Below are 21873 nucleotides of genomic sequence, written 5' to 3' on the forward strand. Positions count from 1 at the left end.
GATCGTTGCGTGCTCAACGAGGTTGAGCGACGCGCGCGAGCGCCGTCATCGGTCCGATGTGCGCGAGCGCGGCGCGCTGCTGCGCGTCGCGCACGAATAGCGAACCCGCGAAACCGAGCGCATTGATCGACATGCCGTCCACGCATTCCTGCGTGCGCGGCACCACCAGCATCCAGCGCCGCGTGACGAGCAGGTTGTAGGGCGCACGTTGATGCGCCAGTCCTTCCACGTCGATCGCGCCGATTCCCACCGCATCGAGCAGCGCGCGATAGGTGCGCCACGCATGCCGCGCGGCCTCGTCGGCGCTGCCTTGCCGCAGATCGAGCGCGGCGAGTGCGTGCGCGAACGGCAAGCCCGGCACGCGCGCGATGCCGCTTTTGACTAGCGCCGATTGCCATAAAATTTCCATCGGCAGCGCGGTTTCGGTCGCATCATCGAGCGGCAACGGCACCGCCTGCAGATGTTTGTGCGGCTGACTCGCGCCCGCCGCCGCGCCGCCGTTGTAGAAACCGAGCGCGTCGAACCCGCGCAAGGCGACGAGCAGCGCCGCGAAATCGTCGAGATCGAGCAGCGCTTCCTGCGGCACGAAACGCCGCGTGACGATCAGCAGATGATCGTCGATCACGTTGTATTTGTTGAGCAGCGCGAGATGCGTCGGCGAGAGCGTGCCGACGCACAGATCGTCGTCGCAGGGCAGAAATGGGTTGCGGCGCGTTGCGCTGCTTTCAATGGCCTCGGTGCGCCGCGCCATCTCCTTGCGCGCGAGGCTCGACACCTGGCGCACGGCGAAACGCACGCCGCCGTCGTCGAGATGCGTGAGGACCGTGTCGATGGGTTGCAGCGCGCCGCATTGCAGCGCGTGGCGCGTTTGCGCGTCGAGCGCGGCGCGCAGCGTGGCGGACGTGAGCGGTGTCGATGTCATCGGCGAATGTGTGACGGACCCGGCTCTCACGCCTTGTAGCCGATCGCGCGCAGCAGATCCTTGCGCCAGCGCACGTCGTCGTCGGTCTCGACGCCGAGTGGCGGCGCGCCATCCACCACGCCGACGATGCCGCGTCCGCGATCGGTCTCCGCGATCAGCACGTCGGTCGGATTGGCCGTCGCGCAGAAGATGCGGCACACCTCGGGCACGGCTTTGACCGCGTTGAGCACGTTGACGGGAAAGAAGCCGTCGCCGAGAAACACGATAAAGCTGTGGCCCGCCGCGATGCGCAGAGCGTTATCGGTCGCCATGTCGACGAGCGCTTCGTGCGTGCCCGAGCGGCGCACGAGGCGCTTGCCCGACGCCTCGCAGAAGGCCAGCCCGAACGCGATGCCCGGCGCCGCGCCGTACAGCGCTTCGTGCAGGTCCTCGACCGTTTTGATGAAGTGCGATTGCCCGAGGATGAAGTTGGTCGCTTCGGGCTTGACGATTTCAACCGTGGAAAGCTGCATGGCGGACCTCGCGCGAACGTCTCGAAGGCAGAGGCTTCCAGCATGGTTCGAAGTCGCGGCCAATGCAAGCGGCGCGGATCGTCGACGAAAAAACGGCCGGCGCCTTCGCAGGCAGCCGGCCGTTTTCGGTGCGACGCGCGCAGCGCGGTTTAAGCAGCGGCCTTCGCGCGTTTCTTCTTCCCTTCGACGTCGGGCAGGAACACCGTGAGAATGCCGATCAGCGGGAGGAACGAGCAGACCTTGTAGACGAACGTGATGCTGGTGGCATCCGCGAGCTGGCCGAGCACGGCCGCGCCGATGCCGCCGAGACCGAACGCGAAGCCGAAGAACAGGCCCGCGACCATGCCCACCTTGCCCGGAATCAGTTCCTGCGCGTAGACGAGGATCGCCGAGAACGCCGAGGCCAGCACGATGCCGATGATCACCGTGAGCACGCTGGTCCAGAACAGGTTCGCGTAGGGCAGCAGCAGCGTGAACGGCGCGACGCCCAGGATCGAACCCCAGATCACATACTTGCGGCCGATGCGGTCGCCGACCGGGCCGCCGATGATCGTGCCCGCGGCCACGGCGGCGAGGAACACGAACAGGTGCACCTGCGCGGCCTGCACGGGCAGATGGAAGCGGTCGATCAGATAGAACGTGAAGTAGCTGTTGATGCTCGCGAGGTAGAAGTACTTCGAGAACACCAGCAGCACGAGGATGCTGATGGCCATCGCCACGCGTCCACGCGAGAGGGCGACGGCGGGCGCTTCGGCGCGCTTCTTCTTGAGATTCGGATGCGCCTTGTACCAGCGGCCGATCTGCGTGAGCACGAACATCGCCACCAGCGCGGCCACCGAGAACCACGCGATGCTGCGCTGACCATGCGGAATGATGATCGCGGCGGCCAGCAGCGGTCCGAGCGACGAGCCCGCGTTGCCGCCGACCTGGAACAACGACTGCGCGAGGCCGTGGCGGCCGCCCGAGGCCATGCGCGCAACCCGCGACGACTCCGGATGGAACACCGACGAGCCGCAGCCAACCAGCGCGGCGGCGACCAGCAGCACGCCGAAGCTCGGCGCGACCGACATCAGCAGCAGGCCGCAGAGCGTGAAGCCCATGCCGACGGGCAGCGAATACGGCATCGGGCGCTTGTCCGTATAGACGCCGACGAGCGGCTGCAACATCGACGCCGTGATCTGGTACGTGAGCGTGATCAGGCCGATCTGCGTGAACGACAGCGCGAAGTTGTCCTTGAGCATCGGATAGATGGCCAGGATCAGCGACTGGATCATGTCGTTGAGCAGGTGCGAAAAACTGATCGCACCGAGCACGCTGTAGACCGTGCGCTGCACGGCCGGCGCGGCGGAAGGTGTGGCGGTGGACGCTGCGGACGCAGCGGCGGCGCCGGACAGGGCGCGCTTGTCGAGGCTGGTTTCCATATGTCTTTGGCAGGAGAGCATCAAGCGGACGCCGGCTGAATGCGCGAGGCAATCAATGCGGCGACGGCATGAAAGAGTCGTATATAGGAGTTATGAAGCGCAGTGTAATGTGTCTTGGAAGAATCGTACGGACAAGTTTTGTCGCGATTCGGACACCGATCACCGCGATTCCGCCGCGACGCCTTGCCGCAGGCGTCTCGCGCAAACGGGAAATTTGTCGCGGCAATTTTGGCGGCGGATTTTGGCCGGTTATAACCCGCGAAGATGCGCGAACATTTCCGCGACATTACGGGGCCGGTACGCGGACGACGACGCCAGTGCGACACGCTAAAGATCGCGCGGCGCCGTGCCGTTGACCGGAGTTGAGGCGTTGCGCCATGCATGAGTCGCCACGAGCGCTCAGCGAGAGGCGTCGGCGGGTTTGGGCGGATATCGGAGAGCCTGGACGCAGCCGGCGCGGCGCACGTCGTACAACAAGCTGGAGACCGATAACGATGCGAGCAATGACTGAAGCGAGCCGCCATGCGGGGTTCGTGCCGGACGAATTGGGGGCGCCAGGCGCAAACGGCGCAACGGGGCGCGGTGGCAGTAAAGGCAAGGGCAAGAGCAGGAAGCGCGCGGCGGCGGACACCGCCTCGCACCTCTCGGTGAAAGCGACGCTGCGTCTCGCGTTCGCCGTGGTGCTGGTGGGAACGCTCGCGATTGGCGCGTTCTCGCTCACGCAGATCAGCCGCCTCAACGATTCCACGGAATCGATCTACGAACAGGGGCACGTCGCGAGCCGCGCCGCCGAGGAAGCGCGCGGTCACGTGCTGCGCGCGAGCCGCGCGCAGAAGATGCTGCTCACGGCGACCACGGCGAAGGAACGCGACGAACTCGGCGACGGCATCGAAAAGGATCTGTCCGCGATCGTCGACGAAATGAAGGTGCTCGACGATCTCTCCGCCCACGCCGGCAGCGGCCACGCGCGCGCCGACGCGCTCGCCTCGCAGAAACAGTTCTCCGATGCCATGCAGACCTGGAGCGGCCATCTGCGCGACTTCGTCACGCTCGTGAAGGCGCAGCCTCTCGATCTGTCGCAGATGAGCTGGCAGGTCGGCACCCAGGACGTCTCGCTGCTGGTCGAAACCGAAAAGCTCGAAAAGCTCGTCGATCAACTCGTCGAGCAACGCGGCGCGGCGGCCAAGGCGACCATCGCGGCGTCGGCGTTCATCTTCAAGTCGTCGTTCGTGATGATGGCGGCGGCCACGATCGCGCTGTTCGTCGTGGCGTTCTTCGTTAGCGAATGGGTCGTGCGGCGGCTGTCGCGCGCGCTCGGCGGCGAGCCCGCGCATGCGAAAGCCATCGCCGCGCGCATCGCTTCCGGCGATCTCGCGCAACCGGTCGTCGTGCGCGAGCGCGACGCGCACAGCATGCTCGGCGCGCTGCGCGACATGCAGCAAGGTCTCTCGACGACGGTCGCGGAAATCGCGGCGAGCGCGGAAGCCATCGCCGCCGCGTCCGGCCAGATCTCGACCGGCAATCTCGATCTCTCGCAGCGCACCGAGGAACAGGCCGTCGCGCTCGAACGCACGGCCAGCAGCATGGAGCAACTGACCTCGACCGTGCGCCTGAACGCGGAGAACGCGCAGCAGGCCAGCACGCTCGCGGGCAACGCCTCGCAGATCGCGGAGAAGGGCGGCGCCGTGGTGGGCCGTGTGGTCGCGACGATGGGCGAGATCAACGAGAGCGCCAAGAGCATCGCGGACATCATCGGCGTGATCGAGGGCATCGCGTTTCAAACTAATATTCTCGCGCTGAACGCGGCCGTGGAAGCGGCGCGCGCGGGCGAGGAAGGGCGCGGCTTCTCGGTGGTCGCGGGCGAGGTGCGCAATCTCGCGCAGCGCAGCGCGGCGGCGGCCAAGGAGATCAAGACGCTGATCAGCGCCTCGGTCGAGCGCGTGGCGAACGGGTCGACGCTCGCCACCGACGCGGGCAACACGATGGACGAAGTCGTGAAGGCGGTGCGCCGCGTGAACGACATCATCGGCGAGATTTCGGCGGCGTCCAGCGAGCAGCGCGCGGGCATCGAGGAGATCAGCCGCGCGGTCACGCAGATGGATTCGGGCACGCAGCAGAACGCGGCGCTCGTGGAAGAAGCGACGGCCGCGGCGCAGTCGCTCGACGATCAGGCGAAGGTGCTCAAGCGGCTGGTCGGCAAGTTCCATCTGGCGTGACGGATCGTCCGCGAGCGATCGCGTAAGTGGAAAAGAAAACGCCGCGTTTTACGCGGCGTTTTGCATCGTGACGCGTTTATGTCGCAGCTATTTCGCGTCGCGCTCGATGATCCATTCGTGCGCGGGATCGTTATGGAAGTGCCATTCGCGCCTGGGGCCCGCCATCACGTTCAGATAGTACGAGTCGTAACCGTACGGCACGACCACCGGATGATAGCCGCGCGGCACCATCACGACGTCGTGATCTTCCACGGCGAGGGTTTCGTCGAGATCGCGCGCGTCGGTGTAGACGCGCTGGAACGCGAAGCCTTGCGGCGGATTCAGGCGATGGTAGTAGGTCTCTTCGAGCGCGCTTTCCTGCGGCAGGCGATCGGCGTCGTGCTTGTGCGGAGGATAACTCGACGAATGCCCCGACGGCGTGCGCACTTCCACCACGAGCAGCGATTCCGCAGGCTCGGTCTGCGGAAGAATATCGCAGACGTAACGCGTATTCGCACTCTTGCCGCGCGTCGAACGCTTCATCTGCGCGGACTCGATCAGGCGCACGGGCAGCGTGCCTTTCGCGGGCGCGCTCGCGACGCCCACTTCGGCGTCGCGCGTCGCGCGCACGACGGCTTTCACGCCCGGCGGCACGTAGAGCGCGACCGGCGCGGCGTCCTCGAACACGCTGTCGCGCGAGCCGAGGCTCGAATAGCGCTGTCCATCGGCTTCGATATCCACGGCGCCCGAGAGCACGACGATGCAGCTCTCGCGGTCGACCTCGTGCACGTAGACGAGTTCATCCTTGCCGAGCCGGTACGCGGCGAACCCGACATAGCGCCAGCCCGCGCTGGCGGGCGTGACGCGCGCGATCGTCTGGCCTTCGCGCGCGGCCTTCACGAGCAGGCTCATGCTGCCTCCTTCGTTCGAGAAAGTGTTTCGGTATCCGAATCGACCAGCGAACGCAGCGTGCGATAACCCTTCTGCGCATACGCATACGACGGCGCGATCACGGGGTCCTGTTCGGCCTCCACGACGAGCCAGCCGCGATAGCCATGCTGCTTGAGCTTCGCGATGATCGACGCGAAATCCACGGCGCCGTCGCCCGGCACCGAGAACGCGCCCGCGAGCACCGCATCGAGAAAACTCCAGTTGCGATTGCGCGCGAGCTTCACGACGGCGGGGCGCACGTCCTTGCAATGCACGTGGCACACGCGCGCGATATGCTTGTCGAGTTCCGCGACCGGGTCGCCGCCCGCGAAGGTAATGTGGCCCGCGTCGAACAGCAGGCCCACGGCATCGCTCGTGCGCGCCATCAGCTTGTCGACGTCGGCGGGCGTTTCCACGTACGCGCCCATGTGATGGTGATACGCAAGCCGCACGCCGCGCGAAAGCGTATGTCGAGCGAAGGCGTCGACGCGCTCCGCGTATGCGTCCCACTGCTGCTCGCTGAAAAAACGCGGTCGCTGATAGAGCGGTCGCGGCGCGCCCTGAATCGAGTCGGCGACCTCGCCATAGACCATCACCGTCGCGCCGTTCTGCGCGAGCAGATCGAGATGGCGATCCACGGCGGCGATTTCCTCCTGCACGCTGCGCTTCGCGAGCATGCCCGAGTACCAGCCCGAGACCAGCGACAAATCGTATTGCGCGAGCAGTGTCTTGAGCGCCTGCGGCTCGCGCGGAAACTTGTTGCCGAGTTCGAAACCCTCGTAGCCGATCTCGCGGCCTTCGGTCAGCGCCGTGGAAAGCGGCGTCTCGCCGCCGAGCGAAGGCAGGTCGTCGTTCATCCACGACAGCGGATTGATGCCGATGCGTACTTCAAATGCGCTCATGTGCGTTCCTCGATCTGTGGAGCGTCGGGTGCTTCATGCTTCGTTTTTGGGGGCGTCGCCGTCTGACGCGTGCGAGGCGTGTGCGTGGCGTTCCGCGATCTGCTGCACGTAGCGCTCGCGCGCCTCGCGCACCGCCGCGCGCGGCGACACTTCCGGCACCGCCACTTCCCACCACCAGCCGCCTTCCTCGGTGGTGCGCGCCGGATCGGTGTCGATGCACACGAGATACGTGCGCGTCGCCGCGCGCGCGCGTTGCATCGCGGCGTCCAGTTCGGCCACGTTCGCGACGTGCTCGGCCTCTGCGCCGAGCGCGCGCGCATGCGCGGCGAAGTCGATCTGCGGCGCGCCGAGCGGACCTTGCGCGCAATCGTCGAACAGGTTGTTGAAGGGCGCGCCGCCACACGCCTGTTGCAGACGATTGATGCAGCCATAACCGCGATTGTCGAGCACGACGATGATGAGCTTCGCGCCCAGCATCACCGAGGTGGCGATCTCGCTGTTCATCATCAGATAGCTGCCGTCGCCGACCATCACGATCACTTCGCGCTCGGGTCGCGCGAGCTTCGCGCCGAGGCCGCCCGCGATCTCGTAGCCCATGCACGAATAGCCGTATTCGACGTGATACGCGCCGGGGCGTCCCGCGCGCCAGAGCTTGTGCAGTTCGGCCGGCAGCGTGCCCGCCGCACACACGACGATGTCGTCGGTATCCGAGCGAGGAGACGAGCGCTGCACGGCGCCGATCACATCGGCGTCGTAGGGCAAGGTGTCGGGTTCCTGCTGCGCGTGCGTGAGTGCCGTCACGCTCGCGCGCCACGCATCGGCGAGACGCGTGGCTTGCGCGGTCCACGCGGCGTCGGCGCGCCAGCCGTCGAGATGTGCATTCAGTTGCGCGTCGAGCGCGGCGATTGCAAGCTTCGCGTCGGCTTGCACGGCGATCGCGTCGAGCTTGAGCGTGTCGAAACCGTTCGCGTTGATACTGACGATGCTCGCGTGCGCGAACAGCGTGTTCGAGCCCGTCGTGAAGTCCTGCAGGCGTGTGCCGACGGCGAGGATGCAATCGGCGTCGCGCGCGAGCGCATTGGCGGCGGGCGAGCCGGTCACGCCAATCGCGCCCGCGTTGAGCGGATCGTCCCACGCGAGCGCGCCTTTGCCCGCCTGGGTTTCGGCGACGGGAATGCCGCGTGCGGCGGCGAACGCTCGCAGCGCTTCCGACGCGCGCGCATAAAGCACGCCGCCGCCCGCGACGATCAGCGGCTGGCGCGCGCGGCACAACTGCGCGAGCGCCGCGTCGATTTCGCTCGCGATGGGCGCGGGCGCATGGAAGTTCACGAGACGCGGCGTGAAGAAGCTGGCCGGGTAATCCCACGCGGTGGCCTGCACGTCCTGCGGCAGCGCGAGCGTGACGGGGCCGCACTGCGCGGCGTCGGTCAGCACGCGCAGCGCGCGCGGCAACGCGCTCAGCAATTGCGCCGGATGCACGATGCGATCGAAGTAACGCGAGACCGGCTTCAGCGCGTCGTTCGCGGAGAGCCCGCCGTCCTGCTGATCCTCGATCTGTTGCAGCACCGGATCGGGCTCGCGCGACACGAAGATATCGCCGGGCAGCAGCAGCAGCGGCAGACGGTTCACGTGCGCGAGCGCCGCGGCGGTGACGAGGTTGGTCGCGCCGGGGCCGATCGAGGTCGTCACCGCCATCATGCGGCGGCGGAAATGCGCCTTGGCATAGGCAATCGCGCTGTGCGCCATCGCCTGCTCGTTGTGCGCGCGCAGCGTCGGCAATTCGTGGCGATATTGATAGAGCGCTTCGCCAAGGCCCGCGACGTTGCCGTGGCCGAAGATCGCGAACACGCCGCCGAACAGCGGTTCGGTGCGGCCCGAACCGTCCTCGCAGGCCACCCGTTGCGCCGCGAGCCAGCGCACCACGGCTTGCGCGGCGGTCAGGCGCACGGTGGCGCCTGGCGGATGCTGCGCAACGCTCGTCGAGCTTTCCTGCGCCGCGTGCGAGATCGGAGCGATGCGTTGATTCATGCTGCTTTCTCCTCGCGCGCGGCTTGATGAGTCTGCGCGGTCTGCGTGGTCAGCGCTTCGGCACGCGCCTCGCGCCACGCGGCGATCAGCGTTTCGAACGCCGTGCGCACGCGTGCGATCACCGTCTTGTCGTCGATATCGCCCTTGAGCCACGCGTAGCTCGGCTCGTAGAAGATCGTGCGGCCGACCGTGAAGCCGCGGCAGGTCTGCGAGGCCGCCGCCGCCTTGAAGCCGCTCATCAATTGATCCATCGGCGCGGAGAGCCCGAGCAGCACCACGCCGCGGCAATGCGGATCGCGCTCGGCGATCAGCGCGTCGACCTCGCGCCATTGCGCCGCGTCCAGCGGTTCGAGCTTCCACCACTCGGGATAGAGGCCGATGTTGTAGAGCCGCTTGAGCGCGCGCGCGATCGTGCCGGGCGGATTCGGCTTGCCGTCGAGTTTGGGCGGAATCACTTCGAGCAGCAGTTCGTGGCCGCTCGCCTGCACGGCGTCGTAGAGCGCGCGCAATTGCGCTTCCTGTTCGAGACGCTGCTCGATCGGTTCGTCGGGATGGAATTGCACGAGGCACTTCACGGTATGGCCGATGGGCCAGCTCGCGAGCGTGGTGCCGATCGAGCGGCCATGGTCGAACACGAGCGGCACGGAACCCGGCAACTCGACCGGGCGGCCGATCCACCAGTCGCGGCCCGTGGCGGCGTTGAGCGCGTCCTGACCGTAGCGGTCGTCGATCAGCACGCCGATCTTGCCCTGCAGGCCGAGCGCGCTTTCGGTTTGCGCGACCGCTTCCACATAGAGATTCTTCAGATGCGCGATGCGCGATTCGTCCGCGCCCGTTTGCTGCGCGAGATCGAAGAACTGATTGCGATGATCGAAGGCGAAGCCGAGCACTTCGTCATGACGTTTGCGTGCGGGCGTGACGCGATGCAGGCGCGCGAGCGTCGCGTCGCGGTCGGGGCGGCGCATGCGCACGGGGTCGGCTTGCGCTTCGCTCAGGAAGTAGTCGAGCTCGGCGGGCGTGGGCATGGCGGGCGCGCAGCCGTGACGCGAGACGACCAGCGCGCCGCACGCATTCGCGGCGCGCGCGCAGTCTTCGAGCGGCGCGTCGCGCAGCCAGCCCGAGAGAAAGCCCGAGGCGAACGCGTCGCCCGCGCCGAGCACGTTGAGCACCTCGACTTCCACGCCGCGCTGCATCGGCACGTCGTCGAGCGAATCGGGCACCGCGCCTTCGACGATCTGGCAGCCGAGCGGCCCACGCTTGACCAGCAGCGTCGCGGACGTGACCTCGCGCACGCGCTTGAGCGCATCGACGAGCGCTTCCTTGCCGCCCGCGATACGGAACTCCTCCTCGGTGCCGATCACGAGATCGAAGTTCGGCAGAATGCGCTGCAGATGCTCGCTCACCCCCGCGCTGGCGACGAAGCGCGTCTCGCCGTCGGCCTTGCCCGTGAGACCCCAGAGCACCGGACGATAATCGATGTCGAGCACCGTGCGCACGTTGTTGCGGCGCGCGTAGTCGAGCGCGGCGAGGCTCGTGCGGTTCACCTGTTCGGTGGAGAAGTGCGTGCCGGTGATCAGCAGCGCTTTCGCGGAGGCGATGAACGCTTCGTCGAAGTCGGCGGGATCGACGGCCATGTCGGCGCAGTTCTCGCGGTAGAAGATCAGCGGGAACGTGTCGCGGTCCTTGATGCCCAGCAGCACGAGCGCGGTGAGGCGTTCGGGATCGACGCGAATGTGGCTCGTATCGCAGCCTTCCTTCGCGAGCGTTTCGGTGAGAAAGCGGCCCATGTGGTCGTCGCCGACGCGCGTGAGCATCGCCGACTGCAGGCCGAGGCGCGCGCAGCCGAACGCGATGTTCGCGGACGAGCCGCCCAGATACTTGGCGAACGTGGACACGTCTTCGAGCCGCGCGCCGACCTGCTGCGCGTAGAGATCGACGCCCAGCCGGCCCAGACACACGATGTCGCGGCTGCGGCCCGGCGCAAAACGGCTCGGCGTGGTGCGGGTCGGGTTGGTGGGGATGATAGCCATGAGCATTCCTGATGAGTTCGGTGCGGGACGCGGGCCTGCTCAGATGGTGGCGCCGTCGAGTTCGGCGATCATCTTCTGCATTTCGGCGCCGCCGGCCATCATGTCGAGCACTTCGTTCTTGCTGATCGTGTCTTTCGTGTAGGTGCCGAGCGAGCGGCCGCGATTGAGCAGCGTGAACGAGTCGCCGATGGGGTAGGCGTGATGCACGTTGTGCGTGATGAAGATCACCGAGATGCCTTTCGCGCGCGCCGCGTGAATCAGCTTGAGCACGTTGAAGCTCTGCTTCACGCCGAGTGCGGCGGTCGGTTCGTCGAGAATCAGCACGCGGGCGCCGAAGTGAATGGCGCGCGCGATCGCGAGACACTGGCGTTCGCCGCCCGACATCGTGCCGATGGCCTGATGCGGATCGCGCACGTGGATGCCCATTTCCGAGAGCCGGTCGCGGGCGATCTGCGCGCTCGAATCGAGATCCATCACGTTGATGAAACCGAACAGCTTTTTCTGCGGCTCGCGGCCCATGAAGAAGTTGCGCGCAACGGAAAGCAGCGGCACCAGCGCGAGATCCTGATACACGGTGGCGATGCCGAGGTCGAGCGCGTCTTTCGGCGACTCGAAGCGCACGGGCTTGCCGTCGACAAAGTATTGACCGTCGGTGGGCGCGTGCACGCCGGCGAGCGTCTTGATGAGCGTGGACTTGCCCGCGCCGTTGTCGCCGAGCAGGCAGTGCACTTCGCCGCGCTTCAGGCGCAACGTGACGCCGTTGAGCGCGATGACCTTGCCGAAGTACTTGCTGACGTTTTCGAGCGCGAGAATCGTGTCGCTGCCGGGCGCGGCGGCCTGCGCCGCTTGCGCGCTTTGTGCACCCGGTTGTGCGAAATCTTGTGATTCGGACATGGTGAGCCTCCCGTTACGATTGCGCGACGCGGCGGCGCACGTAGTGATTGAAGAGCACGGCGATCAGCAGCATCATGCCGAGGAACACGCGGAACCAGTCCGAATCGATGTTCGTGTAGGTAATGCCGATCTGCACCACACCGAAGATCAACGCGCCGAACGCCGCGCCGATCACCGAGCCGTAACCGCCCGTGAGCAGCGTGCCGCCGATGACCGCGGCGATGATCGCTTCGAATTCCTTTTGCAGACCGCGGTCGGCGGCGGCCGAACCGATATCGCACACCTGCAGCACCGCGAACAGGCACGAGCAGAACGCGGTCAGCATGAACAGCGAAATCTTGACGCGCTTGACCGGCACGCCCACGTTCTTCGCGGCGTTCGAGTCGCCGCCCACGGCGAGAATCCAGTTGCCGTAACGCGTCTTGGCCAGCACGAATGCGCCGACGATCACGAGCGCGAACCACCAGAGAATGACCTTCGGCACGCCGGGCACGAGCGGCTGGCCGCTGTCGAGCATCTTGCCGATGCCGATATGCGCGAGCGCCACGAACAGGCCTTTGAACGCGGTGCCGTGAAAGAGCAGGTTGGTCACGTAGTCGGCTTTCGCGACGTCGCCCACGCCCGAGACGATGGTGCGATCGGCGAACATGATCGAGAGCGCGAGCGTGAGGCCGCGCAGGATGAACAGGAACGCGAGCGTGACGATGAACGAGGGCAGCCGCGTGCGCATCACGAGGTAGCCGTTGAGCGCGCCGAGCGCGGTGCAGCCCACGAACGCGAAGACGATCGACAGCGCGATGGGCCAGTGGAAATACATGGTGGGAATTGCCACCATCATGCCCGCGAAGCCGATCATCGAGCCGATCGAAAGATCGAACTCGCCCGCGATCATCAGCAGGCACGCGCCAACGGAAAGGATGCCTAAATATGCGGCGACCTGCGACCAGTTCATCACGCCGTCGAGGTCGAACATGCCGGAGCCGCCCGCGCCGATCGCGAACACGGCGAATACGAGCACGGTGCCGGAAATCGCGGCGAATTCGGGGCGGCCGAGCAGATGGCCGAACCACGATTCGCGGCGCACGCGTTCATCGCCATGCGAGGCGCTCGCCTGAGCGGGCTGGGGCGCCCGCGGATCTTGCGCGTCGTCCGGTGCATGCGAGGGAAAGTGTTTGCCGGCTACACCCATGATGTCTCCTGTGTCCCGGACCTATGTGCCGTGATGGCGTGACTGGCCCGGTGAATGACGCGCGGCGAGGCTGGCGAGAGGCGAGTCGGTGTCGCGTGTAGCGAACCGCCGCCGCGCGTGGCTGACGAAATGACGTGACGGATCAGCGGTACTGACCCGCGTACTTCACCACCTTGTCCAGATTCTCTTTGGTGATGAAACCCGGACCCGAGCGGATGTTCTTCGGGCCATAGGACGGTTGCAGTCCGTAGGTTTCGAGGCGCTGCTTGAACTTCGGATTCGCTTCGAGGATCTGGCGGATCTTCGCCGGATCGGTCGTGTGGTCCTTCTTCACGATCGCCAGCACGGCCACGGGAATGTAGCCCTGCAGATACGGCTGCTGGTCGATGGCGAACTGGATCGTGCCCGCGCGGATCGCCTTGGCGATGTCGTCCGAGAAGTCGAAGGTGCAGAAGTAGATCTTGTTCGCGAGGCCCATCTGCTGCACCGCCTTGAGCGTGGCGGCGGCCGGCACCGGGCCGAGCGTGAGGATCGCGCCCGTGTTCGGATGGTTGCGCAGATACGCGCTGACCTTCGACTGGATTTCCGTCGGGTCCTGGCCCGAGTCGATCGTCGAGGTCTTGTAGTCGACGCCGATGGCCTCCGCGAAGCCGCGGCAGCGGTCGAACGACACGGTGTTGGTGGCGATGTGGTTCACGCACAGGAACGACTTCACGCCTGCGGCCTTGGCCTTTTCGCCGGCGGCGTGGCCCGCCACGTATTCGGGCTGGCCCACGTGCATGATCGCGCCCAGTTGCGCGCTTTGTTCCTCGGTGCCGGAATTGATCGTCACGAGCGGAATCTTCTTGGCCGTGACCTTGCCGATGGAGCTTTTGAGCACGTCGAAGTCGGCGATGGTGGTGATGACGCCGTCGTAATTGCGCGCGGCCGCCTGTTCGATCAGGCGCGCCATGTCGGCGATGTCGCCGTTGGGCGGATTGCGGTAGTCGGTCTCGACGTTGAAGTCTTCGTCGGCCTGCTTGATGGCGTTCTTGATCACGTTCCACCACGAGTCCGAATCCGGCGCGTGGCTGATCAGCACGAAGTGCGCGTCGGCGGCCTGCGCCGTCTGCGCACCCAATCCGCTCAAGCCGCCCAGTCCCGCTGCCAGCGCGAGCGCCGCGGCCAACCGTCTGAGCATGGTCTTGCCCTTGCGTTGCGTCATTGTCTCCACCTTTCTCGGTCTGTCGTTCGTTTTTGAGGTGAGCGCGGTGCGCGTTCGCCGTGCACGTCGGCATGCGTGCTTCACGTTGCTCATGGACAAGATTAGGCGATCGTTCGAGCCGTTGCAACAGAAATTTCATTGCAAATAAAAATGGAAAATCTGTTCCATTCATGAGCGCGCGTGCCTATAATCGGCTCCGTCGGCTTGCCCTCAAACGCCCGCCCAGCAAGGGTTTTGCGGCACTGCGGCAAGCCAGGGGAAAAAACGATCATGGCCGACGAGACAAGCGACGCCGTAGCGGGCGTCGACGAATTGATGCAGCGCATCGCACACGACTACGAAGCGCTGCCGCGACAGTTGAAGAACGTCGCGACTTACATCGAACAGAACCGCGCGAGCGTGATGATGGACCGCACGAGCGACATCGCCGCGAGCTGCGGCGTGCATCCCTCGGCGGTGGTGCGCTTCGCGCAGCGCTTCGGCTTTTCGGGTTTCTCCGATCTGCAGGCGGTGTTTCGTCAGGCGTACGCGGGCCAGGGCGGCTCGCCCACGAGCTATCAGCAGCGCATTCGCCAGCTGATCGACGAGAAGGACGGCAAGGCCGATCCGGCGCTCGGCGGCACGGTGGCGCGCGAGTTTATCGGCGCGTGCCGCAGCGGGCTGGACGAACTCGAAGCGGGTCTCGACGACGCGCAGTTCGACGCCGCCGTGCGCATGCTCGAACACGCCGACAACATCTACGTGATCGGCGTGCGCCGTTCGTTCGCGGTGGCGAGCTATATCGTCTACGCGCTGCAGCACACGCGCAAACGCGTGCACCTCGTTTCGGGGCTCGGCGGCATGTATCACGAGCAGATCCGCAGCGTGAAGAAGGGCGACGTGGTGATCGCCATCAGCTTCGCGCCGTACGGCAAGGAAACGCAGTACTGCCTGCGCGTGGCGCAGCAGCATCAGGCGAAGACGCTCGTGATCACCGACAGCCAGCTGTCGCCACTCGCGCGTCACGCGGACGCGCAACTCTATGTGAAGGAGGGGAGCGCGTTCGCGTTCCGCTCGCTGACCAGCACGTTTTGTCTGTGCCAGGCGCTGTTCGTGGCGCTTGCGTACCGGCTCGAACTCAACGTAGAAGAATCGACCGACACCGGAGGATACGATGACTAGTGGAGCAGCAGGCCAGGCGCTGGACGTAGCGGTTTTCGGCGCGGGACGCATCGGCCGCATTCACGCGGCGAATCTCGCGCGCCAGCCCGGCGTGCGCCTGAAGTACGTGATCGACGTGAACCGCGAGGCGGCGCAGGCGCTCGCGGCACAGCACGGCGCGCAGGTGGCCGGGATCGACGAAGCGTTCGGCGATGCGTCGATCGGCGCGACGGTGATCTGCTCGTCGACCGATACGCACTCGGAGCTGATCATGCGGTCGGCGGCGGCGGGCAAGCATATCTTTTGCGAAAAGCCCGTCGATCTCGCGATTGGCCGCGCGCGCGAATGCGCCGACGCCGTGGCGCGCGCGGGCGTGGTCGCGATGATCGGCTTTCAGCGCCGCTACGATCCGACTTTCGCCGCGCTCAAGCAGCGCCTCGACGCGGGCGAAATCGGCACGCCGGAAATGCTGGTGGTGACGAGCCGCGATCCGGGCGCGCCGCCCGTGGAGTACATCAAGCATTCGGGCGGCATCTTCAAGGACATGCTGATTCACGACTTCGACATCTTCCGCTGGATTCTCGACGACGAAGCCGACACCGTGCACGCCACGGGCAGTTGCCTCTCCGATCCGGCCATCGCGGAAGCGGGCGATATCGACGCGACGGCCGTGACGATCCGCACGAAGCGCGGCCGCCTTTGCCAGATCAATACGGCGCGGCGCGCGGCCTACGGCTACGACCAGCGCTTCGAGGTGCTCGGCAGCGCGGGCATGCTGCAGGCCGGCAACATGAAGCCGACCGAAGTGGTGGCGTGGTCGAAGACTTCGGTCGCGCAGGACGTGCCCGAAGCGTTTTTCCTCGAGCGTTATCGCGCCGCGTATGCGAGCGAAATGGCGCACTTCCACGAAGCGGTCACGCAGGGCAAACCGGTGCGCACGACGGTCGCCGACGGCCTCAAGGCGCTGGAACTCGCGGAAGCGGCGGCGCTGTCGTGGCGCGAAGGACGCGTGGTGAAAGTGGGCGCTTGACGCGTTCACGAAGCATCGATGCAGTGTGAGGGGCGTCGCGATTGGTTCGCGGCGTCGCCCAAATAGCTAGGATGACGAAATAGTATTCTGGAGGCGGACTATGCAGGCAAACGAACGTGCCCGGCCGTTGCGCGTGGGCGTGGTGGGACTGGGGCGGCTCGGGCGGCGGCATGCGCTCAATCTCGCGTACCGTGTGCCGGGCGCGGTGCTGGCGGCGGCGTGCAGTCCGCTCGACGACGACCTCGCATGGGCGCGCGACACGCTGCCCGCGACGCGGCTCTACGGCGACTACGCGCAACTGCTCGCCGATAGCGAAATCGACGCGGTCTGGCTGGTCACGCCGTCGTCGCTGCATGCGCAGCAGATCGTCGACGCATTGCGCGCGGGCAAGCACGTATTCTGCGAAAAGCCGCTCTCGCTCGACGTCGCGGAATGCGAGCGCGTGGTCGACGAGGCGCGCCGCCATGCGGGCCAGCAGGTCATGATCGGCTTCATGCGCCGTTTCGACCCGAGCTATCACGATGCCTTCGAGAAGGTGCGCGCGGGCAAGATCGGCAAACCGTTTCTCGTGCGCTCGCAGAACTGCGATCTCAATGATCCCGATGGTTTTTTCGTGCGTTTCGCGCCCACCTCGGGCGGCATCTTTCTCGACTGCACGGTGCACGATATCGACGTCGCGCGCTGGCTGCTCGGCAAGCCGCGCGCCACGCGCGTCTATGCGGCGGGCGCGATCGCGCTGCACGACGGCCTGCGCGATTTCGGCGACGTCGACAACGGCGTCGCGATCTGCGAATTCGAAGGCGGCAAGCTCGCGATGTTCTACGCCTCGCGCACGATGGCGCACGGCAACGACACGTCGAGCGAGGTGATCGGCACGGCGGGCGCGCTGGCGATCGGTCGTGTGCCGCGCAGCAACCGCGTCGAGATCTACGACGCGCTCGGCATGCGCAGCGAATGCACGCCGACGTTCTTCGAGCGTTTCGAGGAAGCGTTTCTGATCGAGGCGCAGGCGTTCGTGGCGTCGGTGCGCGCGCGACTCAACGGCGCCACGGCCGATGCTGGCGAGGGTGCGTCGCTGGAGGACGCGCTGGAGGCGACGCGCATCGGCTGTGCGCTGCGCGAATCGCTGCATACGGGGCAGGCGGTGACGCTCTGACTCGCGCGGGGTGCATCCGCCGTGCGTTCATGGGCGAGCGGGGCAGGGCGCTGCTGCGGTAAAATCGCCGCTATCTGACGTCACGTCAAGCAGAGCACCAGCGCCGCGAGCAGCCTCGGCGGCGCGCCACAGAAGGAAGCACCCCGATGCAGATTCAGGTTCACAAGGAAGTGGATGCACGCGGGCTGAACTGCCCGCTGCCGATCCTGCGCGCCAAGAAGGCGCTCGCCGACATGGAAAGCGGCCAGATTCTCAAGGTGCTCGCGACCGATCCCGGCTCGCAGCGCGATTTCGCCGCGTTCGCGAAGCAGACCGGCAACGAGATCGTGGAGAGCACGCAGCAGGACAAGACGTTCGTGTTCCTGATGCGCCGGCGATAAACTCGCGCGCCGCCGCTCACGCGCATAAAAAAAGCCCGCAATCGCGAGATTGCGGGCTTTTTTCTGTCTGGCGGAAAGCGGATCAGCCTTCCATCAGCCTTCGAGCACCGGGTTGCGCGTGCGCAGGTATTCGGCGAAGTCGTCGCCCACTTCGGGGTGACGCAGCGCGAATTCCACGGTCGCCTTCAGGTAGCCGAGCTTGCTGCCGCAGTCGAAACGCGTGCCGTGATACTTGTACGCCAGCACCTGCTCGTCGGCGAGCAGCGACTGGATGGCGTCGGTCAGTTGCAGTTCGCCGCCCGCGCCCGGCTTGATCGAGCGGAGGTGGTCGAAAATGCGCGGCTTGAGCACGTAGCGGCCCACGACGCCGAGGTTCGACGGCGCGACTTCGGGCGCCGGCTTTTCGACGATGCCCGACAGCTTGACGATCGAGTCTTCCCACTCCTTGCCGTCGACGATGCCGTACGAGCGCGTTTCCGAGGGCGGGATTTCTTCCACGCCCAGCACCGAGCTATGGTAGTGGTCGAACACTTCGACCATCTGCTGCATGACGGGCGGCGTGCCGTACAGCAGGTCGTCCGCGAGAATCACGGCGAACGGGTTGTCGCCCACGAGCTTTTCCGCGCACAGCACGGCGTGACCGAGACCGAGCGCTTCCGGCTGGCGCACGTAGAAGCAGTCGACGTTGTTCGGCTTGATGTTGCGAACCAGTTCGAGCAGCTTTTCCTTGCCGCGCGCTTCGAGTTCGGCTTCGATCTCATACGACTTGTCGAAATGGTCCTCGATCGCGCGCTTGCTGCGCCCGGTCACGAAGATCATTTCGGTGATGCCCGCCGCGACGGCTTCCTCGACCGCGTACTGGATCAGCGGCTTGTCGACGACCGGCAGCATTTCCTTCGGGCTGGCCTTCGTTGCCGGAAGGAAGCGCGTGCCGAGGCCCGCCACCGGGAATACCGCTTTCGTTACTTTTAGCATGTCTATGGTCCTGGTCGTGGTGGGATGACGCCGCCCGCGCGCCGCCATCCGTCACCTTAGCCGAATCAGGCAGGCAGGCGCGCGAGTTGCGCGGTCAGCTTGCCGAGCGTGGCCTGGAATTCTGCCAGTCGTTTCTGCTCCTGTTCAACCACGGCAGGCGGAGCTTTTGCGACAAAACTTTCATTACCGAGCTTCGCGTTGCACTTCGTCACTTCATTGGACAGTCGTGCGATTTCCTTCGAGAGCCGCTCGCGTTCCGCGGCGACGTCGATTTCCACCTTCAGCACGAGCTTGTCCGTTCCTACGATAGCAACCGGCGCGCCCGCCGAAGCGGCGTCGAGCGCGGCCTCGTCGGCGATGATCTGGACCTCCGAAAGCTTCGCGAGCGCCTGCGCGTAAGGCGCAAACGTGGCGAGGCGTTCGGCGTTGCCGGTGGCCAGCAGCGGCACCTTGACCGCGGGCGAGAGGCTCATCTCGCCGCGCAGGTTACGGCAGGCGTCGATCACGGCCTTCAGGTCGGCGGCCCATTGCTCCGCGGCTTCGTCGACCTTCTTCGAATCCGCGAGCGGGTAGCGCTGCATCATGATCGATGCCTCGCCTTCCTTCGCGTCCTTCGGGTACGCGTCGGTCAGCGGCGCAACCTTCTGCCACAGCGCTTCGGTAATGAACGGAATCACCGGATGCGCGAGGCGCAGCACGGTTTCCAGCACGCGCAGCAGCGTGCGGCGCGTGGCGCGCTGCTGCTCGGGCGTACCGGTCTGGATCTGCACTTTCGCCAGTTCCAGATACCAGTCACAGTATTCATCCCAAACGAACTTGTAAATGGCATTGGCCACATTGTCGAAGCGATAGTCGGCGAAACCCTTCGCGACTTCGGCTTCGGTGCGCTGGAGCTGCGAGACGATCCAGCGGTCGGCCTGCGAGAAGTCCGTGTAGCCGCCCGGGCCGCAATCGCCCGGCTGGCAGTCGCCCGGCTTCGAGAAGCCGCAGTCGTGCCCTTCGCAGTTCATCAGCACGAAACGCGTGGCGTTCCAGAGCTTGTTGCAGAAGTTGCGGTAGCCCTCGCAGCGCGCCAGGTCGAAGTTGACGTTGCGGCCGAGCGTGGCCATGGATGCCATCGTGAAGCGCAGCGCGTCGGTGCCGTAGGCGGCGATGCCGTCCGGGAATTCCTTGCGCGTCTTCTTTTCGATGGTGGCGGCCTGCTTCGGGTTCATCAGGCCCGTGGTGCGTTTGGCGACCAGCGTTTCCAGGTCGATGCCGTCGACGATGTCGATCGGGTCGAGCGTGTTGCCCTTGCTCTTCGACATCTTCTGGCCTTCGGCGTCGCGCACGAGACCGTGCACGTAGACCGTCTCGAACGGCACCTGACCGGTGAAGTGCGTGGTCATCATGACCATGCGCGCCACCCAGAAGAAAATGATGTCGAAGCCCGTGACCAGCACCGAAGAGGGCAGGAAAGCCTTCAGTTCGGGCGTTTCTTCAGGCCAGCCGAGCGACGAGAACGGCACCAGCGCCGACGAGAACCACGTGTCGAGCACGTCTTCGTCGCGCTTGAGCGCGCCGGTGTAACCCTTGGCGTCGGCCTGCGCGCGGGCGTCTTCTTCGGTCTTCGCGACGAAGATTTCGCCGTTTTCGCCGTACCACGCCGGGATTTGATGGCCCCACCAGAGCTGACGCGAGATGCACCAGTCCTGGATGTTTTCGAGCCACTGGTTGTACGTGGTCGTCCAGTTTTCCGGCACGAACTTGATCTGGCCGTTGCGCACCACGTCGAGCGCGGTTTCGGTGATCGACTTGCCCGGGTTGAAGGTGCCTTCCGGCGCCGGCTTGGTCATTGCCACGAACCACTGGTCGGTGAGCAGCGGTTCGAGCACGACGCCCGTGCGGTCGCCGCGCGGCACCATCAGCTTGTGCGGCTGCACCGATTCGAGCGCGCCGAGCGCTTCGAGGTCGGCGACGACCTGCTTGCGCGCCTCGAAACGGTCGAGGCCGCGGTATTGTTCCGGCGCGTTCTCGTTGATCTTCGCTTCGAGCGTGAGGATCTCGATCATCGGCAGGCCGTGACGCTGGCCGACCTGATAGTCGTTGAAGTCGTGCGCCGGCGTGACCTTCACGACGCCCGTGCCGAATTCGCGGTCGACGTAGTCGTCGGCGATCACGGGGATTTCGCGGTCGGTCAGCGGCAGCTTGACCATCTTGCCGATCAGGTGCGCATAGCGCTCGTCTTCCGGATGCACCATCACGGCCGTGTCGCCGAGCATGGTTTCCGGACGCGTGGTGGCGACGGTGAGCGTGGCCGAGCCGTCCGCGAGCGGATAGCGGATGTGCCACAGATGACCGTTTTCCTCTTCGCTCGCCACTTCGAGGTCGGAGACGGCGGTGCCCAGCACCGGGTCCCAGTTCACGAGGCGCTTGCCGCGGTAGATCAGGCCCTGGTCGTAAAGGCGCACGAACACGTCGCGCACGGCGGCCGACATCTTGTCGTCCATCGTGAAGTACTCGCGCGACCAGTCGATCGACGCGCCGAGGCGGCGCACCTGGCCGGTGATGGTCGAGCCCGACTGCTGCTTCCATTCCCACACGCGTTCGACGAACTTCTCGCGGCCGAGGTCATGGCGCGAAACTTTCTGCGCGTCGAGCTGGCGCTCGACCACGATCTGCGTGGCGATGCCCGCGTGGTCGGTGCCGGGAACCCACAGCGTGTTTTCGCCGAGCATGCGGTGAAAGCGCGTGAGGCCGTCCATGATCGTCTGGTTGAACGCGTGCCCCATGTGCAGCGTGCCGGTGACGTTGGGCGGCGGCAACTGGATCGAGAAGTTCTTGCGGCCGGGCTCGAAGGTTGCGGCCGCGTAGCCTCGACGCTCCCACTCAGGGCCCCATTGGGCCTCGATGGTCTGGGGCTCGAAGCTTTTCGCTAGCGTGCTGTCGCTCATGGGTGGAATCTGCCGAAAAAGAGATGCGGAAA

At 65.8% G+C, this 21873-nt stretch carries 17 protein-coding genes; 5 read left to right on the top strand and 12 right to left on the bottom strand.

What is annotated here, in order from left to right; genetic code table 11:
• Positions 1–13: 13 nt before the first annotated feature.
• The 3 genes from G5S35_RS05180 to G5S35_RS05190 all read right to left on the bottom strand — a co-directional run bounded on the left by G5S35_RS05180 (position 14) and on the right by G5S35_RS05190 (position 2855).
• Positions 14–922: an ATP adenylyltransferase family protein gene (locus G5S35_RS05180; RefSeq protein ID WP_183038704.1), complete on the bottom strand. Its 909-nt coding sequence runs from the start codon at positions 920–922 to the stop codon at positions 14–16.
• Positions 923–948: 26 nt separating this feature from the next.
• On the bottom strand, positions 949–1434 hold the full coding sequence (locus tag G5S35_RS05185; RefSeq protein ID WP_065065883.1) for an adenosine-specific kinase: 486 nt from the start codon (positions 1432–1434) through the stop codon (positions 949–951).
• A gap of 149 nt (positions 1435–1583) precedes the next feature.
• Positions 1584–2855 carry an MFS transporter gene (locus G5S35_RS05190; RefSeq protein WP_065065882.1) on the bottom strand — a complete coding sequence of 424 codons (1272 nt, stop codon included), beginning with the start codon at positions 2853–2855 and terminating at the stop codon, positions 1584–1586.
• 503 nt (positions 2856–3358) lie between these two features.
• Between G5S35_RS05190 and G5S35_RS05195 the strand changes: the two genes are divergently transcribed.
• The gene (locus tag G5S35_RS05195) at positions 3359–5071 is read left to right on the top strand and encodes a methyl-accepting chemotaxis protein (protein WP_373681713.1); all 1713 of its coding nucleotides are present in this window, start codon (positions 3359–3361) and stop codon (positions 5069–5071) included.
• A gap of 87 nt (positions 5072–5158) precedes the next feature.
• On the opposite strand, the gene iolB is transcribed toward G5S35_RS05195, so the two are convergent.
• The 7 genes from iolB to G5S35_RS05230 all read right to left on the bottom strand — a co-directional run bounded on the left by iolB (position 5159) and on the right by G5S35_RS05230 (position 14227).
• Positions 5159–5962 (bottom strand): 5-deoxy-glucuronate isomerase, encoded by an 804-nt coding sequence (iolB, locus tag G5S35_RS05200; protein WP_065065880.1) that lies wholly within the window; start codon positions 5960–5962, stop codon positions 5159–5161.
• A complete protein-coding gene (gene iolE / locus G5S35_RS05205) occupies positions 5959–6882 on the bottom strand; it encodes a myo-inosose-2 dehydratase (protein WP_065065879.1) in 924 nt (307 codons plus the stop codon). The genes iolB and iolE overlap by 4 nt, the downstream gene beginning before the upstream one ends.
• A gap of 33 nt (positions 6883–6915) precedes the next feature.
• Positions 6916–8910, bottom strand: coding sequence for a 3D-(3,5/4)-trihydroxycyclohexane-1,2-dione acylhydrolase (decyclizing) (gene iolD, locus G5S35_RS05210; protein ID WP_183038705.1), 1995 nt, complete (start codon positions 8908–8910; stop codon positions 6916–6918).
• On the bottom strand, positions 8907–10940 hold the full coding sequence (locus G5S35_RS05215) for a bifunctional 5-dehydro-2-deoxygluconokinase/5-dehydro-2-deoxyphosphogluconate aldolase (RefSeq protein WP_065065901.1): 2034 nt from the start codon (positions 10938–10940) through the stop codon (positions 8907–8909). The genes iolD and G5S35_RS05215 overlap by 4 nt, the downstream gene beginning before the upstream one ends.
• A 39-nt stretch (positions 10941–10979) precedes the next feature.
• Complete coding sequence (locus G5S35_RS05220; RefSeq protein WP_221489721.1) at positions 10980–11834, bottom strand: ATP-binding cassette domain-containing protein; 855 nt, start codon at positions 11832–11834, stop codon at positions 10980–10982.
• A 13-nt stretch (positions 11835–11847) separates the two neighbouring features.
• The gene (locus G5S35_RS05225) at positions 11848–13023 is read right to left on the bottom strand and encodes an ABC transporter permease (protein WP_065065876.1); all 1176 of its coding nucleotides are present in this window, start codon (positions 13021–13023) and stop codon (positions 11848–11850) included.
• A gap of 142 nt (positions 13024–13165) precedes the next feature.
• A complete protein-coding gene (locus G5S35_RS05230) occupies positions 13166–14227 on the bottom strand; it encodes a sugar ABC transporter substrate-binding protein (RefSeq protein ID WP_074987446.1) in 1062 nt (353 codons plus the stop codon).
• A 270-nt stretch (positions 14228–14497) separates the two neighbouring features.
• On the opposite strand from G5S35_RS05230, the gene G5S35_RS05235 reads away from it, so the two are divergent.
• The 4 genes from G5S35_RS05235 to G5S35_RS05250 all read left to right on the top strand — a co-directional run bounded on the left by G5S35_RS05235 (position 14498) and on the right by G5S35_RS05250 (position 17933).
• The gene (locus G5S35_RS05235) at positions 14498–15388 is read left to right on the top strand and encodes a MurR/RpiR family transcriptional regulator (protein WP_074987445.1); all 891 of its coding nucleotides are present in this window, start codon (positions 14498–14500) and stop codon (positions 15386–15388) included.
• A complete protein-coding gene (gene iolG, locus G5S35_RS05240) occupies positions 15381–16397 on the top strand; it encodes an inositol 2-dehydrogenase (RefSeq protein ID WP_065065873.1) in 1017 nt (338 codons plus the stop codon). Before G5S35_RS05235 ends, iolG begins: the two co-directional genes overlap by 8 nt.
• A gap of 100 nt (positions 16398–16497) precedes the next feature.
• The gene (locus tag G5S35_RS05245; RefSeq protein WP_074987443.1) at positions 16498–17553 is read left to right on the top strand and encodes a Gfo/Idh/MocA family oxidoreductase; all 1056 of its coding nucleotides are present in this window, start codon (positions 16498–16500) and stop codon (positions 17551–17553) included.
• Between the two features lie 152 nt (positions 17554–17705).
• Positions 17706–17933, top strand: coding sequence for a sulfurtransferase TusA family protein (locus G5S35_RS05250; protein ID WP_027815106.1), 228 nt, complete (start codon positions 17706–17708; stop codon positions 17931–17933).
• Positions 17934–18026: 93 nt separating this feature from the next.
• Here G5S35_RS05250 and galU read toward each other — a convergent pair whose 3' ends face one another.
• Positions 18027–18908 (bottom strand): UTP--glucose-1-phosphate uridylyltransferase GalU, encoded by an 882-nt coding sequence (galU, locus tag G5S35_RS05255; protein WP_065065871.1) that lies wholly within the window; start codon positions 18906–18908, stop codon positions 18027–18029.
• A gap of 65 nt (positions 18909–18973) precedes the next feature.
• Entirely contained in the window at positions 18974–21841 is a 2868-nt protein-coding gene (locus G5S35_RS05260) for a valine--tRNA ligase (protein WP_065065870.1), read from the bottom strand.
• Positions 21842–21873: the final 32 nt, after the last annotated feature.

The sequence above is a fragment of the Paraburkholderia tropica genome (assembly GCF_014171495.1).
Lineage (GTDB): Bacteria > Pseudomonadota > Gammaproteobacteria > Burkholderiales > Burkholderiaceae > Paraburkholderia > Paraburkholderia tropica.

Coding starts and splice junctions, on each gene's coding strand:
- G5S35_RS05180 (WP_183038704.1), bottom strand. CDS start 922: ATGACATCGACACCGCTCACGTCCGCCACGCTGCGCGCCGCGCTCGAC.
- G5S35_RS05185 (WP_065065883.1), bottom strand. CDS start 1,434: ATGCAGCTTTCCACGGTTGAAATCGTCAAGCCCGAAGCGACCAACTTC.
- G5S35_RS05190 (WP_065065882.1), bottom strand. CDS start 2,855: ATGGAAACCAGCCTCGACAAGCGCGCCCTGTCCGGCGCCGCCGCTGCG.
- G5S35_RS05195 (WP_373681713.1), top strand. CDS start 3,359: ATGACTGAAGCGAGCCGCCATGCGGGGTTCGTGCCGGACGAATTGGGG.
- iolB (WP_065065880.1), bottom strand. CDS start 5,962: ATGAGCCTGCTCGTGAAGGCCGCGCGCGAAGGCCAGACGATCGCGCGC.
- iolE (WP_065065879.1), bottom strand. CDS start 6,882: ATGAGCGCATTTGAAGTACGCATCGGCATCAATCCGCTGTCGTGGATG.
- iolD (WP_183038705.1), bottom strand. CDS start 8,910: ATGAATCAACGCATCGCTCCGATCTCGCACGCGGCGCAGGAAAGCTCG.
- G5S35_RS05215 (WP_065065901.1), bottom strand. CDS start 10,940: ATGGCTATCATCCCCACCAACCCGACCCGCACCACGCCGAGCCGTTTT.
- G5S35_RS05220 (WP_221489721.1), bottom strand. CDS start 11,834: ATGTCCGAATCACAAGATTTCGCACAACCGGGTGCACAAAGCGCGCAA.
- G5S35_RS05225 (WP_065065876.1), bottom strand. CDS start 13,023: ATGGGTGTAGCCGGCAAACACTTTCCCTCGCATGCACCGGACGACGCG.
- G5S35_RS05230 (WP_074987446.1), bottom strand. CDS start 14,227: ATGACGCAACGCAAGGGCAAGACCATGCTCAGACGGTTGGCCGCGGCG.
- G5S35_RS05235 (WP_074987445.1), top strand. CDS start 14,498: ATGGCCGACGAGACAAGCGACGCCGTAGCGGGCGTCGACGAATTGATG.
- iolG (WP_065065873.1), top strand. CDS start 15,381: ATGACTAGTGGAGCAGCAGGCCAGGCGCTGGACGTAGCGGTTTTCGGC.
- G5S35_RS05245 (WP_074987443.1), top strand. CDS start 16,498: ATGCAGGCAAACGAACGTGCCCGGCCGTTGCGCGTGGGCGTGGTGGGA.
- galU (WP_065065871.1), bottom strand. CDS start 18,908: ATGCTAAAAGTAACGAAAGCGGTATTCCCGGTGGCGGGCCTCGGCACG.
- G5S35_RS05260 (WP_065065870.1), bottom strand. CDS start 21,841: ATGAGCGACAGCACGCTAGCGAAAAGCTTCGAGCCCCAGACCATCGAG.